16 protein-coding genes are annotated in these 14408 nt (G+C 51.3%); 4 read left to right on the forward strand and 12 right to left on the reverse strand.

The features are described from left to right. Positions 1 to 40: 40 nt before the first annotated feature. From OGX94_RS21690 to OGX94_RS21700, 3 genes are read right to left on the reverse strand one after another with little or no spacing between them, the layout of a single operon-like run. Positions 41 to 853, reverse strand: coding sequence for a MetQ/NlpA family ABC transporter substrate-binding protein (locus OGX94_RS21690; protein WP_003029358.1), 813 nt, complete (start codon positions 851 to 853; stop codon positions 41 to 43). A 21-nt stretch (positions 854 to 874) separates the two neighbouring features. After that, positions 875 to 1543 (reverse strand): methionine ABC transporter permease, encoded by a 669-nt coding sequence (locus OGX94_RS21695; RefSeq protein WP_048214308.1) that lies wholly within the window; start codon positions 1541 to 1543, stop codon positions 875 to 877. Beyond that, positions 1536 to 2558 (reverse strand): methionine ABC transporter ATP-binding protein, encoded by a 1023-nt coding sequence (locus tag OGX94_RS21700; protein ID WP_257661675.1) that lies wholly within the window; start codon positions 2556 to 2558, stop codon positions 1536 to 1538. Before OGX94_RS21700 ends, OGX94_RS21695 begins: the two co-directional genes overlap by 8 nt. A gap of 375 nt (positions 2559 to 2933) precedes the next feature. Here OGX94_RS21700 and ynhH point away from each other — a divergent pair, with 375 nt between their 5' ends. The 3 genes from ynhH (at position 2934) to lpp (ending at position 5094) form a co-directional block, all read left to right on the forward strand. Further along, positions 2934 to 3128, forward strand: coding sequence for a protein YnhH (ynhH, locus tag OGX94_RS21705; protein WP_242637968.1), 195 nt, complete (start codon positions 2934 to 2936; stop codon positions 3126 to 3128). 7 nt (positions 3129 to 3135) lie between these two features. Then, a complete protein-coding gene (gene pykF / locus OGX94_RS21710) occupies positions 3136 to 4548 on the forward strand; it encodes a pyruvate kinase PykF (RefSeq protein ID WP_003029366.1) in 1413 nt (470 codons plus the stop codon). A 309-nt stretch (positions 4549 to 4857) separates the two neighbouring features. Continuing rightward, the gene (lpp, locus tag OGX94_RS21715) at positions 4858 to 5094 is read left to right on the forward strand and encodes a murein lipoprotein Lpp (protein WP_003029373.1); all 237 of its coding nucleotides are present in this window, start codon (positions 4858 to 4860) and stop codon (positions 5092 to 5094) included. A gap of 68 nt (positions 5095 to 5162) precedes the next feature. Here lpp and ldtE read toward each other — a convergent pair whose 3' ends face one another. The 8 genes from ldtE to OGX94_RS21755 all read right to left on the reverse strand — a co-directional run bounded on the left by ldtE (position 5163) and on the right by OGX94_RS21755 (position 13174). Continuing rightward, positions 5163 to 6167, reverse strand: coding sequence for a L,D-transpeptidase LdtE (ldtE, locus tag OGX94_RS21720; protein ID WP_003832656.1), 1005 nt, complete (start codon positions 6165 to 6167; stop codon positions 5163 to 5165). Between the two features lie 123 nt (positions 6168 to 6290). Next, positions 6291 to 6707, reverse strand: coding sequence for a cysteine desulfuration protein SufE (gene sufE, locus OGX94_RS21725; RefSeq protein WP_003832654.1), 417 nt, complete (start codon positions 6705 to 6707; stop codon positions 6291 to 6293). Positions 6708 to 6719: 12 nt separating this feature from the next. After that, positions 6720 to 7940, reverse strand: a complete 1221-nt coding sequence (sufS, locus tag OGX94_RS21730) for a cysteine desulfurase SufS (RefSeq protein WP_008784609.1) — start codon at positions 7938 to 7940, stop codon at positions 6720 to 6722. Continuing rightward, the gene (gene sufD, locus OGX94_RS21735; RefSeq protein WP_003832650.1) at positions 7937 to 9208 is read right to left on the reverse strand and encodes a Fe-S cluster assembly protein SufD; all 1272 of its coding nucleotides are present in this window, start codon (positions 9206 to 9208) and stop codon (positions 7937 to 7939) included. The genes sufS and sufD overlap by 4 nt, the downstream gene beginning before the upstream one ends. After that, the gene (gene sufC, locus OGX94_RS21740; RefSeq protein WP_003832649.1) at positions 9183 to 9929 is read right to left on the reverse strand and encodes a Fe-S cluster assembly ATPase SufC; all 747 of its coding nucleotides are present in this window, start codon (positions 9927 to 9929) and stop codon (positions 9183 to 9185) included. Before sufC ends, sufD begins: the two co-directional genes overlap by 26 nt. A 16-nt stretch (positions 9930 to 9945) precedes the next feature. Further along, positions 9946 to 11433, reverse strand: coding sequence for a Fe-S cluster assembly protein SufB (gene sufB / locus OGX94_RS21745; RefSeq protein ID WP_003832647.1), 1488 nt, complete (start codon positions 11431 to 11433; stop codon positions 9946 to 9948). Between the two features lie 8 nt (positions 11434 to 11441). Next, positions 11442 to 11810, reverse strand: a complete 369-nt coding sequence (sufA, locus tag OGX94_RS21750; protein WP_003832645.1) for a Fe-S cluster assembly scaffold SufA — start codon at positions 11808 to 11810, stop codon at positions 11442 to 11444. Between the two features lie 488 nt (positions 11811 to 12298). Next, entirely contained in the window at positions 12299 to 13174 is an 876-nt protein-coding gene (locus OGX94_RS21755) for a LysR family transcriptional regulator (RefSeq protein ID WP_126318289.1), read from the reverse strand. 122 nt (positions 13175 to 13296) lie between these two features. On the opposite strand from OGX94_RS21755, the gene OGX94_RS21760 reads away from it, so the two are divergent. Next, complete coding sequence (locus tag OGX94_RS21760; RefSeq protein ID WP_126956232.1) at positions 13297 to 14148, forward strand: Vmh family MBL fold metallo-hydrolase; 852 nt, start codon at positions 13297 to 13299, stop codon at positions 14146 to 14148. A gap of 67 nt (positions 14149 to 14215) precedes the next feature. On the opposite strand, the gene OGX94_RS21765 is transcribed toward OGX94_RS21760, so the two are convergent. Beyond that, a complete protein-coding gene (locus tag OGX94_RS21765) occupies positions 14216 to 14404 on the reverse strand; it encodes a YdiH family protein (RefSeq protein ID WP_003030540.1) in 189 nt (62 codons plus the stop codon). Positions 14405 to 14408 lie beyond the last annotated feature (4 nt).

Genomic DNA, 14408 nt, shown 5'->3' on the forward strand with positions numbered 1-14408 from the left:
AGGCCGGGTAAAGCACTGCCGCCACCCGGCAAAAAGCGGATTAGTTGTTTACCGGGATCACCGCACCTTTATATTTAGTACGGATCCAGTCCTGGATCTCTTTTGAATGCAGGACATCAACCAGCGCTACGATATCCTTTTTCTTCTCGTCGCCACGATGCACGGTAATGATGTTGGCATACGGGTTGTTTTCACCACTTTCAACGGCAATAGGATCTTTCACTGGATCCAGCCCGGCGTCGATGGCGTAGTTGGCGTTAATCACCACCGCATCACCTTCGTCGTTGTTATACATCTGCGGTAACAGCGCGGCTTCCACGTTTGGCAGGAACTTCAGCTTTTTCGGGTTTTCGACGATATCGCTAATGCGCGCGGTTACTTTATCCACGCCCGGCTTCAGCTTGATCACTCCCTCTTTTTCGAAAATCGACAGAATTCGGCCTTCCTCAGATACCGCATCACGCATGATGACTTTGCCGCCTTCCGGTAGATCTTTAAGCGATTTCACTTTTTTCGAATAGATACCAATCGGCTCAATGTGAATCGCTCCGGCGCTGACGAAGTCATACGTTTTATCGCCTGCATGATCTTTAATCACGCTGTTCAGGTACGGAATATGCTGGAAGTAGTTGGCGTCAATCTCACGGCCAGCCAGCGCAGTGTTCGGCAGAATGTAATCCTGGAACGGTTTAATCTCCAGATCGATCCCCTGCTTCGCCAGAATCGGTTTGGCCTGTTCAAGGATCTCCGCATGCGGCACGTTAGACGCGCCAACGGTCAGAGTATCAGCCCAGGAGGCAAAGCTCAGGGCGCTTAAGGTTGCTGCAGCGAGTAACGTCAGTGATTTTTTCATGATAATGGTTTCCGTATTTTATTAGCGTTTATCTAACAGAGAGGTGATCACATCGCCGCAAAGCTGGATGATGAAGACAATGAGCAAAATCGTCACCGTCGCCACCAGCGTGACGTCGCTGTGGTTGCGCTGGAATCCTTCCAGATAGGCCAAATTCCCTAAACCACCGGCACCAATTACCCCTGCCATCGCGCTGTAGCTCACCAGCGCAATTAGCGTCACGGTGATCCCGGACACCAGAGCAGGAGAGGATTCCGGCAGTAAAACTCGAAAAATAAGCGTGCTCAGCCGTGCGCCCATCGAACGCGTCGCTTCAATAACGCCTTTATCCACTTCACGCAGAGCGATTTCGACCAGACGCGCATAAAACGGCGCGGCCCCCACGATCAGCGCAGGCAACGCGGCATTGGCGCCGAGAATGGTGCCTACCATCGCTTTGGTAAACGGGATAAGCAGCACGATCAAAATGATGAATGGGATCGAACGAAAGATATTCACCACCAGTGAAATAGCGCTATATACCGCGCGATTAGGGAATAATCCGCCGCGCGCTGTCAGGAACAACGCCAGGCCAAGCGCGATGCCCAGGATAAAGGTCGCCGCCCCCGAAAGAGCTGTCATATACAGCGTTTCCTGGGTTGCCGCTAACAGTTGATCCCACTTCAGATGGGGAAACAGTTCTTCAGCCATGTTGAATCACCTCGCCTTCAATGTCGCTCTGGCGCAGGTCGGCCAAAATATTGTTCAATTGTTCCTCAGAGGCCACCACGTGCACCCAAAGTTGACCAAACACGCCGTGTGCGGTTTGCGTCATCTTGCCGTGCAAGATGTTGAACGGCAGGCCATAGCGCAGGGTCAATTCCCCAACCACAGGCCGATGGGTACGTTGCCCGGTAAAGGTTAATTTGATAACCACCCCACCCAACTCGCTTGCCAGTTGCGGATTAAACTCGTCTTCTTCGGTGTACTGGCTCACCTGACGAACAAATTGTCGGGTAATAGGCTGCTGAGGATGGGTAAAGACGTTGAGCACATCACCTTCCTCAACGACCTTGCCGTTTTCCATTACCGCGACGCGGTCGCAGATTTTGCGTACTACGTGCATTTCATGAGTGATCAGCACAATGGTCAATTTGAATCGACGGTTAATATCGAGGAGTAAATCGAGGATCTGATCGGTAGTTTGCGGATCCAGCGCCGAGGTGGCTTCGTCACACAGCAGGACATCCGGATTGTTCGCCAGCGCGCGGGCAATTCCTACACGCTGCTTTTGCCCACCGCTGAGCTGGGAAGGATACGCATTTTCACGACCGCTCAGCCCAACCAGCGTAATCAGTTCAGCAACCCGCGCTTTGATGGACGCTTTGGACGCACCGGCGATTTGCATAGAGAAAGCAATATTTTCGCTAACGGTCCGCGACCACAGCAAATTGAAGTGTTGAAACACCATGCTGATTTTCAGTCGCGCCTGGCGTAACGATTCCCCACTGGCGGCAGAGATATCGTGGCCGTTAATCGTCACGCTGCCGGAGGTCGGTTTTTCGAGACCATTGAGCAAACGAATTAAGGTGCTTTTACCTGCCCCGCTGTAACCAATAATTCCGTAAATCTGCCCCTGTTCAACCGTCAGATTGACGTTATCGACAGCGGTGATGGCAAGCCTGCCTGGCGTAAACACTTTCGAAATATTTTTCAGGACAATCATGTCGTTTGGGTATCCGCTGCTGCTTATTGTTCTTCTGCTATCGCTTTTAGCTGTTTAGCAGTATGGATGTCCAAACGAGTGTAATCAGTGGAATTGGCTTTTAGAATGAATTAAAACGAATTTGATATAACTTTTAGAAATATATTACAAGATCAACGTCAACCGTATAAAACATAGTCATCAGGATGTTAAATGCAGTTTGTTGCGCAACAGAACGCAACGCCCGATAACCTCTTTATCCATACCGATGAACAAATTAATGAATATTTATTGTAAAACTGCACAGAAGTGTTTTGAAACGCTGTTTCCATTTTCCTTTTTGATAATTTTCAGCGTATAATGCGCGCCAATTGTCTCTTGAATGGTTTCAGCACATTGACCTGTAAAACTCAACGACTACAAAACTCACCATCCCGTTGGGCTGAAACACAAGCACACATTCCTCTGCACGCTCTTTCGATGTCACCTATCCTTAGAGCGAGGCATCACAACTTTCGTAACTCAGGTTTAGCTTCCCGTCCGTGCGCGGCGGGAGCCAGATTTCCATATCCTTCTCAACTTAAAGACTAAGACTGTCATGAAAAAGACGAAAATTGTTTGCACCATCGGTCCGAAAACCGAATCCGAAGAGATGTTAACCAAAATGCTGGACGCGGGCATGAACGTCATGCGTCTGAACTTCTCCCACGGCGACTACGCAGAACACGGTCAGCGCATCAAGAACTTGCGCAACGTCATGAGCAAAACCGGCAAGAAAGCCGCAATCCTGCTCGACACCAAAGGTCCGGAAATCCGTACCATCAAACTGGAAGGCGGTAACGACGTTTCCCTGAAAGCGGGCCAGACCTTCACCTTCACCACCGACAAATCTGTCGTAGGCAACAACGAAATCGTTGCTGTTACTTATGAAGGCTTCACTAAAGATCTGTCCGTCGGCAACACCGTTCTGGTTGACGATGGTCTGATCGGCATGGAAGTTACCGCTATCGAAGGTAACAAAGTTATCTGTAAAGTGCTGAACAACGGCGACCTGGGCGAAAACAAAGGCGTTAACCTGCCGGGCGTTTCCATCGCGCTGCCAGCACTGGCTGAAAAAGACAAACAAGACCTGATCTTCGGTTGCGAGCAAGGCGTTGACTTCGTTGCAGCGTCCTTTATCCGTAAACGTTCTGACGTCGTTGAAATCCGTGAGCACCTGAAAGCGCACGGCGGCGAAAACATCCAGATCATCTCCAAAATCGAAAACCAGGAAGGCCTGAACAACTTCGACGAAATCCTCGAAGCGTCTGACGGCATCATGGTTGCGCGTGGCGATATGGGCGTTGAGATCCCGGTTGAAGAAGTTATCTTCGCGCAGAAGATGATCATCGAAAAATGTATCCGTGCACGTAAAGTCGTTATCACTGCGACCCAGATGCTGGACTCCATGATCAAAAACCCGCGTCCGACCCGCGCTGAAGCCGGTGACGTAGCGAACGCCATCCTCGACGGTACCGACGCAGTAATGCTGTCTGGCGAGTCTGCAAAAGGTAAATATCCGCTGGAAGCCGTTACCATCATGGCGACCATCTGTGAGCGTACTGACCGTGTGATGACCAGCCGTCTGGACTTCAACAACGACAGCCGCAAACTGCGCATCACCGAAGCCGTTTGCCGTGGCGCGGTTGAAACTGCTGAAAAACTGGACGCGCCGCTGATCGTCGTCGCAACCCAGGGTGGTAAATCTGCTCGCGCAGTACGTAAATACTTCCCGGATGCCACCATCCTGGCGCTGACCACCAACGAAACTACCGCGCGTCAACTGGTGCTGAGCAAAGGCGTTGTTGCACAGGTGGTTAAAGAAATCAGCTCTACCGATGATTTCTATCGTCTGGGTAAAGAAGTCGCTCTGGAAAGCGGTCTGGCTCAAAAAGGTGACGTTGTGGTTATGGTTTCTGGTGCACTGGTTCCGAGCGGCACCACCAACACCGCATCCGTTCACGTGCTGTAATAATTCCATCGCGAATTAATTTGCTTAAAAAAGCGCCCTGGTGGCGCTTTTTTTATTTTATCGATAGCTACAATTAATAAAAAATCAAATCGGATTTCACTATCTAATCCGTGATTATCTAAGATGAATCCGATGGAAGCTTTCTGTTTTCACTCGGGTTTTTAGCCGTTTTTGCACAATTCGATGCTTCTTTGAGCGAACGATCAAAAATAAGTGCATTCCCATCAAAAAAATATTCTCAACATAAAAAAGTTTGTGTAATACTTGTAACGCTACATGGAGATTAACTCAATCTAGAGGGTATTAATAATGAATCGTACTAAACTGGTACTGGGCGCGGTAATCCTGGGTTCTACTCTGCTGGCAGGTTGCTCCAGCAACGCTAAAATCGATCAGCTGTCTTCTGACGTTCAGACTCTGAACGCTAAAGTTGACCAGCTGAGCAACGACGTGAACGCAATGCGTTCCGACGTTCAGGCTGCTAAAGATGACGCAGCTCGCGCTAACCAGCGTCTGGACAACGCAGCTACTAAATACCGCAAGTAATAGTATCTGTGTAATAAAAATGGCGCACTTTGTGCGCCATTTTTTTTGCTCTGAATTCCCCTTCCCTGTTATTGCGTAGCGCGTACCTCAGCATCTCCTCCCGGCACGCCATTTTGCGCAGACTTCACTTCTGGCCCATTACTCGCGACCGATGCTTGCCCGGCAGTGACGGTGACTGGATAACCTGCGCGACGATACAACGCCCTTTCCACCAGATTGTTATCCACCGCTTTATTGTCTTTAAACTGGGTAAATCCGGCTGGCAGCACATACGGCATGGTCTGGACGTTTTGTTCCTCTTCCGGCGACAGCGGTCGATGCACTTCGACATACCTCATGCCGTTTGGCTCAATCGAATATTTTATCGGCTCATTAATCACCCTGACCGGCGTGCCTGTGCGGACCTGAGCAAACAGTGCTTTAATGTCCGGCGCGTTCATGCGAATACAACCAGAACTCACACGCAGGCCCACGCTGTCCGGCGCGCTGGTGCCATGGATCAGATACTCACCGTTTCCATGCGCCAGACGCAGTGCAAAGCGTCCTAACGGGTTATTTGGCCCGGCAGGTACAACAGGCGGTAATGTGATGCCGCGCTCCAGAGAGCGTTTACGGATGCCTGGTGTAGGGGTCCAGGTAGGATTCGGGATTTTCTGCCCAACCCGGGTTTCCATTACCGGCGTTTCCAGCCCCTGCAAACCGATACCAATTGGGAATACCTGAACAATATTCTCTCCCGGCGGGAAGTAATACAGACGCAGTTCCGCCAGATTCACAATAATGCCTTCGCGTGGTGCATCCGGCAGCAGTAATTGTGAGGGAATAGTAATCAGGGTTCCGGGTTTAGGTACGGGGGCAATAGTATTGTTGGCTTCAAGGATCAGCATGGCAGCGGTATCAAACTTACGGGCTATCGCCTGTAGGTTTTTATCGCCTTCCTGCACGGTGTAGGTTTGGTTTTGCCCAACAAGGCGGCTATTCGCCTGGGGCAAAGGATAATCGACCGCCCATGCGGCCTGAATAGCGCTGTAAGCGCCGATTAGCATTAACGTAATAACAGACGCGCGTTTCATACTCACTCACCCCCCTGGCGTTCTTGCCGGACCGCGGCGAGCGCCCAATCCGGCTTACGAGTCACTGCGTTGCCTTACACGAACGCTTTCAAGTCGGTCTGAAAGTTAACGTGTTTTATCAGTTTAGCTAAGAGTTGCGGCTTTGGCGCGAATAGCCCGAATCATCGCCTCCAGCCCTTGTGAACGAGACGGTGTGAGGTGCTGTGCGAGCGCCATTTTTTCAAACCACGGACGCACATCAAAATTCACAATATCCTGGGCCGTCATGCGATCATACAAAATGAATACCACGGCAATAAGTCCTTTAACAATTGCCGCATCACTGTCGCCCTGTAATTCAATAATCCCTTCGCCATTCTGGTTCATAACAATCCATACCTGACTTTGACATCCCTGGATGCTATTTTCCGGGCAGCGTAGGTCGTCGTTTAATTCCGGCAAACGCTGACCCAGCTCAATAATGTACAGGTATTTCTCTTCCCAATTAGCGCAACGCAGAAAATTACGCAACAACTTTTCTTTATCCGGTAGCGCAGCCATAACGCCTCCCTGTTAGCCCAGTAAATGATGAATACGCTTGAGGCCCGTTACCAGGCGATCCACTTCTTCATGGGTGTTGTACATTGCAATCGACGCCCGGCACATAGCAGGAACGTTATAGTAGGCCATCAGCGGCATAGCGCAGTGATGTCCCGTCCGCACGGCTATTCCATAGTTATCAAGAAAACTGCCGACGTCAAAGGCGTGATGTTTACCAAGGTTAAATGCAATCACACCCAGGCGGTTATCCGGCCCGTAGAGCGTCAAATCAGGTACATCTGCCAGCTGCTCCAATGCATAGCGCATCATGAACTGTTCATATTCGCTGATTTCAGTAAGCCCCAGTGCTGAAACATACTCAATAGCCGCGCCGAGTCCGATAATACCTCCGGTGTTTGGCGTTCCGGCTTCAAAACGCCAGGGGGCTTTGGCCCACGTTGTTCCCTGACTCAAACTCACCGTCGCAATCATTGAACCACCGCCTTCCCAGGGTGGCATCTCCTGCAACAGCGACTCTCTGGCATACAGAACGCCAATACCGGTTGGTCCATAAAGTTTATGCCCGGAGAAAACATAAAAATCGCAATCCAGTGCCTGGACATCCACCTGATGATGCATCACCGCCTGCGCGCCATCCACCAACACTTTTGCGCCGTATTGATGCGCTAGCTCAATCATTTCCGATAACGGGTTCTCGGTACCCAACACGTTAGAAACGTGGGTAATCGCCAGCAGTTGCGTACGATCGTCAAACAGCGTCGGCAGCGTCTCCAGCTGCAACGTACCATCGGCATTGAGCGGAATAACACGCAGCTCTGCCCCTACGCGGGCACACAGCATCTGCCAGGGCACAATATTGGCGTGGTGCTCCATTTCGCTGATGATAATGTTATCGCCCGCTCGCACATTGCTGCTGCCCCAGCTGTTCGCCACCAGATTGATGCCTTCCGTCGTACCACGAACAAACACCAGCTCTTCCGCTGAGCGGGCGTTAATAAACAACGAGGCAAGCTTGCGCACATTTTCCATTTTTTCCGTGGCCTGGGCGCTCAGCGTATGAATACCGCGGTGGACCGCCGCATAGCCGTGACGATAAAACTCGGCCTCGGCATCAATCACCTGATTGGGTTTTTGCGCGCTGGCAGCGCTGTCCAGATACGCCAACGGTAAACCGTTCACTTCACGCGTCAGGACCGGAAAGTCTGCCCGTACTTTTTCAATGGGAAATGTCATGCTGCGCCTCCCGGCAAGCGTTGGGCGATCCGCGCCAGTACCTGTTGTTTCAGCGTTTCATCGCCCAGGGCTTCCGTCAGCTCAGCGGCAAACGCATAGAGAATCATGTGTTGAGCATCCTGCTGACCGATTCCGCGTGAACGCAGATAGAACATCTGCTCGTCGTCGATCCGTCCTACCGTCGCCCCGTGGCTGCATTTCACGTCGTCGGCGTAGATTTCGAGCTGTGGCTTGGTATCCACCTCCGCCAGCTTTCCGAGCAACAGATTATTGTTGGTCATCTGACCGTCGGTTTTGATAGCGTGCTGGGCGACGTTGATCAGACCATTGAATACCGCCCGCCCCTTATCGCTGACAATCGTTTTATGCAGCTGGCGACTGTTGCAATACCCTTTATTGTGCTCAAGCCAGGTCCGTGTATCACAGACTTCATTTTTCACCGGCATCGCCAGACTGTTCAGCCGAAGCGTGGTGTTTTCGCCGTTAAGCTGCGTACTGGTGTTATGGCGCAATACCGCATCACCAAGCAAGAAACTGTGGCTAACGGCAGTAGCATCCGCGCCCAATTGAATGTCATTATGCGCGAAGTGGTGGCTGAGGGGATTTTCGAACGCCAGTTTGATATGGCGCAAATGGGCGTTTGCCGCGACGTTCATCGTTAAGCGTGCGCCAGTGAAATGGCGACGCTCGCTGAGGCTGGCATAGTGTTCAATGACGGTGGCTTCTGCGCCTTCCGCTAGCTCCAGATGGTGGCGATAGTGCGCCGTATTCACCTCGTCGCCCGCCAGCCCCTGGGTTATATGCAGCAGCAGCAGCGGTTTCGCGGGGCGCTGGTTACGCTTCACCTGAATGTGCGTTACGCTACGGGACAGGCTTTCGGTAAGGTGCAAAAACACTTCCGGTTGGATAGCCGCTGGCAGCGCCTGGCGCGCATCGTCAATGGTAATGTCAAAACCGCTACCGTCTGTGCTGTCGCTGAGCGTTGGAAAGAATTGCCCGTCAACAAACACCAGTCGTACAGCATCAATTGTCGGCGACAACGCTGCACATTGGGCTGACGTTATCTCAGCGACATGACTGACAAACTGGCTGTTGGTTAATCCCTCCAGCGGCGTGTATTTCCAGTCCTCATGTTTACGCGTTGGCAGCCCCAGACGCAGCATCTGTTGCAAGTGCTGCTGCGCATGGTGTGAGCGTGTCTCCCCTTGCGTCTCAAACAGATGGTGCCACTGTTGCAGCACGTTACTGCTGTTCGCTAAGCCAGCCATAACCTTGCTCCTCCAGTTGTTTGACCAGCGTAAAATCGCCGGACTTCACAATTCGCCCCTGGTAGAGAACGTGAACAAAATCGGGTTTGATATAGTCCAGGATGCGCTGATAGTGAGTGACGATAATGAATGAGCGTTTCCCGTCACGCAGCGAGTTCACGCCATCCGCAACGATTTTCAGCGCATCAATATCCAGGCCGGAATCTGACTCATCAAGAATGCACAACTGAGGCTCCAGTACGGCCATTTGCAGAATGTCATTACGTTTTTTCTCACCGCCGGAGAAACCGACGTTTACCGAGCGCGTGAGCAAATCTTCCGGCATCTTCAGCAGCGCAATTTTCTCTTCCATCAGGTCCTGGAAGTCGAACCTGTCCAGCGACTCTTCGCCACGGTAACTTCGCACCGCATTCAGCGCCGTTTGCAGGAAAAACTGGTTACTGACGCCAGGGATTTCCACCGGATACTGGAATGCCATGAAGATCCCTTCACCGGCCCGGTCTTCCGGCGACAGTTCCAGTAAATCTTTGCCATTGAACTCTACCGTTCCGCCAGTGACGTCGTAGTCTTCCCGTCCAGCGAGAGTTGCAGAAAGCGTACTTTTCCCTGAACCGTTTGGTCCCATAATGGCGTGGACTTCTCCGGGGCGAACCTCAAGGCTCAACCCACGCAGGATCGCCTTATCTTCCACACTGACCTGTAAATCTTTGATGCTTAACATGTGCTTTCCTTAAAATTTAACCGACGCTGTGCTCAAGACTTATGGCGAGAAGTTTTTGCGCTTCCACGGCAAACTCCAGCGGCAGTTCAGAGAACACGTCTTTACAGAAACCATTCACGATCATAGAAATGGCATCCTCTTCACTGATGCCGCGCTGCAGGCAGTAAAACAACTGGTCTTCACCAATACGCGACGTGGTGGCTTCATGTTCAAGCTGGGCGCTATTGTTACGACACTCCACATACGGGAAGGTGTGTGCCCCGCAATCCGCACCGATCAACATCGAGTCGCATTGGGTAAAGTTGCGGGCGTTAGTAGCGGTCGGCATGATTTTCACTAAGCCGCGATAACTGTTCTGACTGTGTCCGGCGGAGATCCCTTTCGAGATAATGGTCGATTTGGTGTTTTTGCCAATGTGGATCATTTTGGTGCCGGTATCGGCCTGCTGATGTCCACTGGTCAGCGCGACTGAGTAGAATTCGCCGATCGAGTTGTCGCCACGCAAAATGCAGCTTGGGTATTTCCAGGTAATGGCCGAGCCGGTCTCCGACTGCGTCCACGACATTTTGCTGTTTTCGCCTTCGCAGAGTGCGCGCTTGGTGACGAAATTCAAAATACCGCCCGTATTGCCATCGCCGGGAAACCAGTTTTGCACCGTGGAGTATTTCACTTCGGCATCTTTGTGGATGATGACTTCCACCACCGCCGCGTGTAGTTGGTAACTGTCGCGCACCGGGGCTGAACAACCTTCGATATAGCTGACGTAGCTGCCCTCATCCGCAACCAGAATGGTGCGTTCAAACTGCCCGGTTTTTTCCGCATTGATACGGAAATAGGTCGACAGCTCCATTGGGCAACGCACGCCTTTCGGTACATAAATAAACGTGCCGTCAGATGCCACCGCCGCATTCAGCGCGGCAAAGAAATTGTCATTGCCGGGGACAACCGTGCCCAGGTACTGTTTTACCAGCTCAGGATGATCGTGAATGGCCTCACCGAACGAACAGAAAATAATGCCCTGCTCCGCCAGTTTGTCGCGATAGGTGGTCGCTACCGATACCGAGTCGAAAATAGCATCAACCGCCACTTCTTTGCCTTCACGTACCGGCACGCCAAGCTGTTCGAATGCGTCCTCAACCTCTTTGCTTAAAAATGCATTCGCGCCCGTTTGCTGTACCGCTCCCGGTTCAGAAGCACAGGTTTCATCGCAGTTACCGCAGGAAGGTGCGGAGTAATAGCTGTACTCCTGATAATTCAGTTTGTCGTAATGCGCTTTAAGCCAGTGTGGTTCTTCCATGGTCAGCCACGCTTTAAAGGCATTCAGGCGAAATTCCAGCATCCAGTCGGGTTCATTTCGTTTTGCCGAAATCGCGCGCACGACATCTTCATTGATCCCTTTTGCCAGCTCATCGGTTTGCAGTTGGGTGAAGAAGCCCTCTTTGTAATTAAGGTGCCCGCCAGCCCAGGTGTTGACATCGTCAGTTGCTTCAGTATTACGAGACATAGTACCGCCTATACCCCAAAACTTTCGCCACAGCCGCATTCGTTCTGGGCTTTCGGGTTATGAAATTTAAATAACTGGTTTAATCCTTCGCGAACGAAATCGACTTCTGTGCCGTCAATGAACGGCATCGCCTGCAACGGCACATAAAGTCTGGCGCCCTCCGTTTCAAACAGCAGATCGTCTTTTTCAGGTTGGCGGACGGTATCCAGCACGTAGCCGAATCCCGCGCACCCTGTTTGCTTCACGCCTAACCGTACGCCCAACATGTCAGGTTGCTTTGCCACCAGCTCACGGATATGCGCCGCAGCCGCTGGCGTTAACGTCAGTCCACGCCAGGCAAAATCGTCCGGGTTAAATGTTCCTGAATGCAATTCCATAGGGTTACCTCGAGTCACTAGCTTTAAAGCTATAACATCATGTTAGTGATAATGATTATCACTTCAACCCCTCAACAGCAGGGGCATTCGGGTTAATCGCCCTTTTTGGCTACTTTTACTAAGCATAGACCCTGCAGCGAGGGTTTACAGGGATGGATTATTTTGTTCAATGCATTGATTAATAATGGATTATGGAAATCCAATCGTTCAGTCAGGTCAAATGACAAAAGATGTATAGAAAATGTCTATTTAAGGGATAGGTGGGGATGAAGGTAGGGAAAAACAATTCAAATAATAAACAAGCAACAAAAAACCCTTAAGTCTGCTTGTTGGCAGGCTTAAGGGTTCCGGCCCCATCCGGCGCTTATCTCCGGCACTCATATTGGCTTAGCTCTTGAAGGGGCGATAAGAAGAATCTCATACACTGATTAGTTTTTTTTAACACTAATTGCGGTTTGACTCTTTTATAAACGCGTTCAATCACATATTTAACACTGTGCCTCACTGAGCGTGTCCAGCAGCAGGCGTAGCCCTGCGGGTTGATGTTCACGTGAAAGGTATAAACCATAAATCGGCAGGCATTTAGGTTGAAGTTCTGGCAGTAATCGAATTAGCTTTCCCTGCGCCAGCCCTTCCTGCGCCTCCAGCTCTGGCACCAACGCGATCCCCATTCCTGACACCGCCGACTCGCAGAGCAGCGAAGAGATCCCTGCACTCAAATTCCCTTTGATTGCAACGGAGACAGACTGCCCCTGAGCATCCACAAAGTGCCAGGATTGTCCGGCAAAACCGCTGTAGTAAAGGCAATTGTGCCGTGTGAGATCGTCGATTGTCTCAGGCGTGCCATGTTGATGCAAATAATCTGCGGACGCGCAAAGTACCGATTTACAGTCGCCCAACCGACGGGCGATGGTTCCTGGCTCGGGATTTTCCGTTATGCGGATCGCCACATCGATGCGTTCCCCCACAAGGCTTACCGGTTGATTATTGATCTCCACCTCAATACGTAATTGCGGATATTGCTCCATAAACGACGGCAGAACCGGAGCAAGAATATGCATGGCAGTAAAATGGGCGCAGGCCACACGTAGCGTGCCGGAGGGAATTTGCGCTCCACTGGCGGCACCTATGTCCAGCGAAAGTTGCGCCAGAGAACGCGTCTTCAGTAATGCCTCTTCACCCGCTGGCGTGATCGTCAAGCGACGCGATGAGCGATGGATAAGCCTTGCACCTGCCCATTTTTCCATCTCGTCGAGGTAACGACTGACCATCGGACGGGAAAGCCCCAGCGCACGCGCGGCAGCGCTCAGACTGCCCAAATCACAGATATGGTTGAATACCGTTGCCGCCATCACTCTGTCCATTGCATCCCATCCGATCGTTTTATGAAACTCAGCATGTCCTAATGAGGGAATTCTAACAGATCCGAATTGCCTTAAAATACGGGAACTATCAAAAGACAATTTCCTGCACAAGGTTACCTGGTATGAAAATTAAAACTCTGGCTCTGCTGTTACCTCTGTTTGCGTCTTCAGCTTTCGCCGCGCCGCTACAGCTGGACGTCTATAATCCACAGGATAAGGCTATTTTCCCGGTTTCTTCGACGCTGGTGTCTGGCCCAAAAGAGGCGATTTTGTTTGACGCCCAGTTCAGCACCAAAGATGGCGAACAGTTGGTTCAGATGATTCGCGCCAGCGGTAAAACGCTGAAGGCTATCGTGATCACTTCCGGCGATCCGGATTTCTATTTTGGTCTGCAACCCATCGTCAAAGCCTTCCCACAGGTAAAAGTCCTGGCAACGCCGCAGGTGGTAGACCATATCCGCGCCACCAAAGAGGCCAAGCTGCAATTCTGGGGCCCACAAATGAAGGACGGCGCGCCAACATCGCTCACCGTTCCGCAGGCGACTACGCAAACACAGTTCACGGTTGATGGCGAAACGCTGGAACTGCGTCACTCCAACGAATATGCAGCGTATATCTGGATCCCGGCGAATCGAGCCATTATTGGCGGCACAGGCGTGGCTTCAGGTATTCACGTCTGGACGGCGGATACACAGTCTGAACAACAACGTAGTGCATGGCGTAGCGTGCTGAGCGAAATGCAGAGCTTACAGCCCACTCAGGTGGTCCCGGGTCATTACATTGGTGAACGCCCAACCGGCGATAAAGCGATCCGCTTCACTCAGGACTATTTGCAGTCGTTTGAGCAGGCGCTAGGGGCGAAGAAAGGATCGGACTATGTGATTAAAACCATGACGGCAGCATGGCCAGATCTGGCGGACGTAAGCTCGCTGGAACTAAGTGCGAAGGTTAACAGTGGCGAGATGAAGTGGTAATGAAGATTTAAGGCAAAAAATAACCCCGAACGCATGTCGGGGTTTCGTTACGATAAGCATACCGGAATCAATGAACGCCCATGCGCCAGGCAAAATAGATCTCTTCTTTCAGTTCAGTTGAAGAGAGTGCTAACAGATCTGCAAACTCCAGCTCAAGCTGTTTCAGCCTTTTCAGGTACTGAGCCGGTGAAAGATCGGTTTTATCACGACGTAAAAACTCTATTGCCAGTTGGGCCGGGTCTAATTGGGTAGACATATCA

This window comes from Citrobacter sp. Cpo037 (assembly GCF_030332945.1).
In the GTDB taxonomy this organism is placed as follows: Bacteria; Pseudomonadota; Gammaproteobacteria; order Enterobacterales; family Enterobacteriaceae; genus Citrobacter; species Citrobacter portucalensis.

Excerpts from the sequence above, each read along its gene's own strand:
- sufE (WP_003832654.1), bottom strand. The coding sequence starts at position 6,707 with ATGGCTGCGCTACCGGATAAAGAAAAGTTGTTGCGTAATTTTCTGCGT.
- OGX94_RS21690 (WP_003029358.1), bottom strand. The coding sequence starts at position 853 with ATGAAAAAATCACTGACGTTACTCGCTGCAGCAACCTTAAGCGCCCTG.
- OGX94_RS21765 (WP_003030540.1), bottom strand. The coding sequence starts at position 14,404 with ATGTCTACCCAATTAGACCCGGCCCAACTGGCAATAGAGTTTTTACGT.
- sufC (WP_003832649.1), bottom strand. The coding sequence starts at position 9,929 with ATGTTAAGCATCAAAGATTTACAGGTCAGTGTGGAAGATAAGGCGATC.
- OGX94_RS21700 (WP_257661675.1), bottom strand. The coding sequence starts at position 2,558 with ATGATTGTCCTGAAAAATATTTCGAAAGTGTTTACGCCAGGCAGGCTT.
- ldtE (WP_003832656.1), bottom strand. The coding sequence starts at position 6,167 with ATGAAACGCGCGTCTGTTATTACGTTAATGCTAATCGGCGCTTACAGC.
- OGX94_RS21695 (WP_048214308.1), bottom strand. The coding sequence starts at position 1,543 with ATGGCTGAAGAACTGTTTCCCCATCTGAAGTGGGATCAACTGTTAGCG.
- lpp (WP_003029373.1), top strand. The coding sequence starts at position 4,858 with ATGAATCGTACTAAACTGGTACTGGGCGCGGTAATCCTGGGTTCTACT.
- sufA (WP_003832645.1), bottom strand. The coding sequence starts at position 11,810 with ATGGAATTGCATTCAGGAACATTTAACCCGGACGATTTTGCCTGGCGT.
- OGX94_RS21760 (WP_126956232.1), top strand. The coding sequence starts at position 13,297 with ATGAAAATTAAAACTCTGGCTCTGCTGTTACCTCTGTTTGCGTCTTCA.
- sufS (WP_008784609.1), bottom strand. The coding sequence starts at position 7,940 with ATGACATTTCCCATTGAAAAAGTACGGGCAGACTTTCCGGTCCTGACG.
- sufB (WP_003832647.1), bottom strand. The coding sequence starts at position 11,433 with ATGTCTCGTAATACTGAAGCAACTGACGATGTCAACACCTGGGCTGGC.
- sufD (WP_003832650.1), bottom strand. The coding sequence starts at position 9,208 with ATGGCTGGCTTAGCGAACAGCAGTAACGTGCTGCAACAGTGGCACCAT.
- OGX94_RS21755 (WP_126318289.1), bottom strand. The coding sequence starts at position 13,174 with ATGGACAGAGTGATGGCGGCAACGGTATTCAACCATATCTGTGATTTG.
- pykF (WP_003029366.1), top strand. The coding sequence starts at position 3,136 with ATGAAAAAGACGAAAATTGTTTGCACCATCGGTCCGAAAACCGAATCC.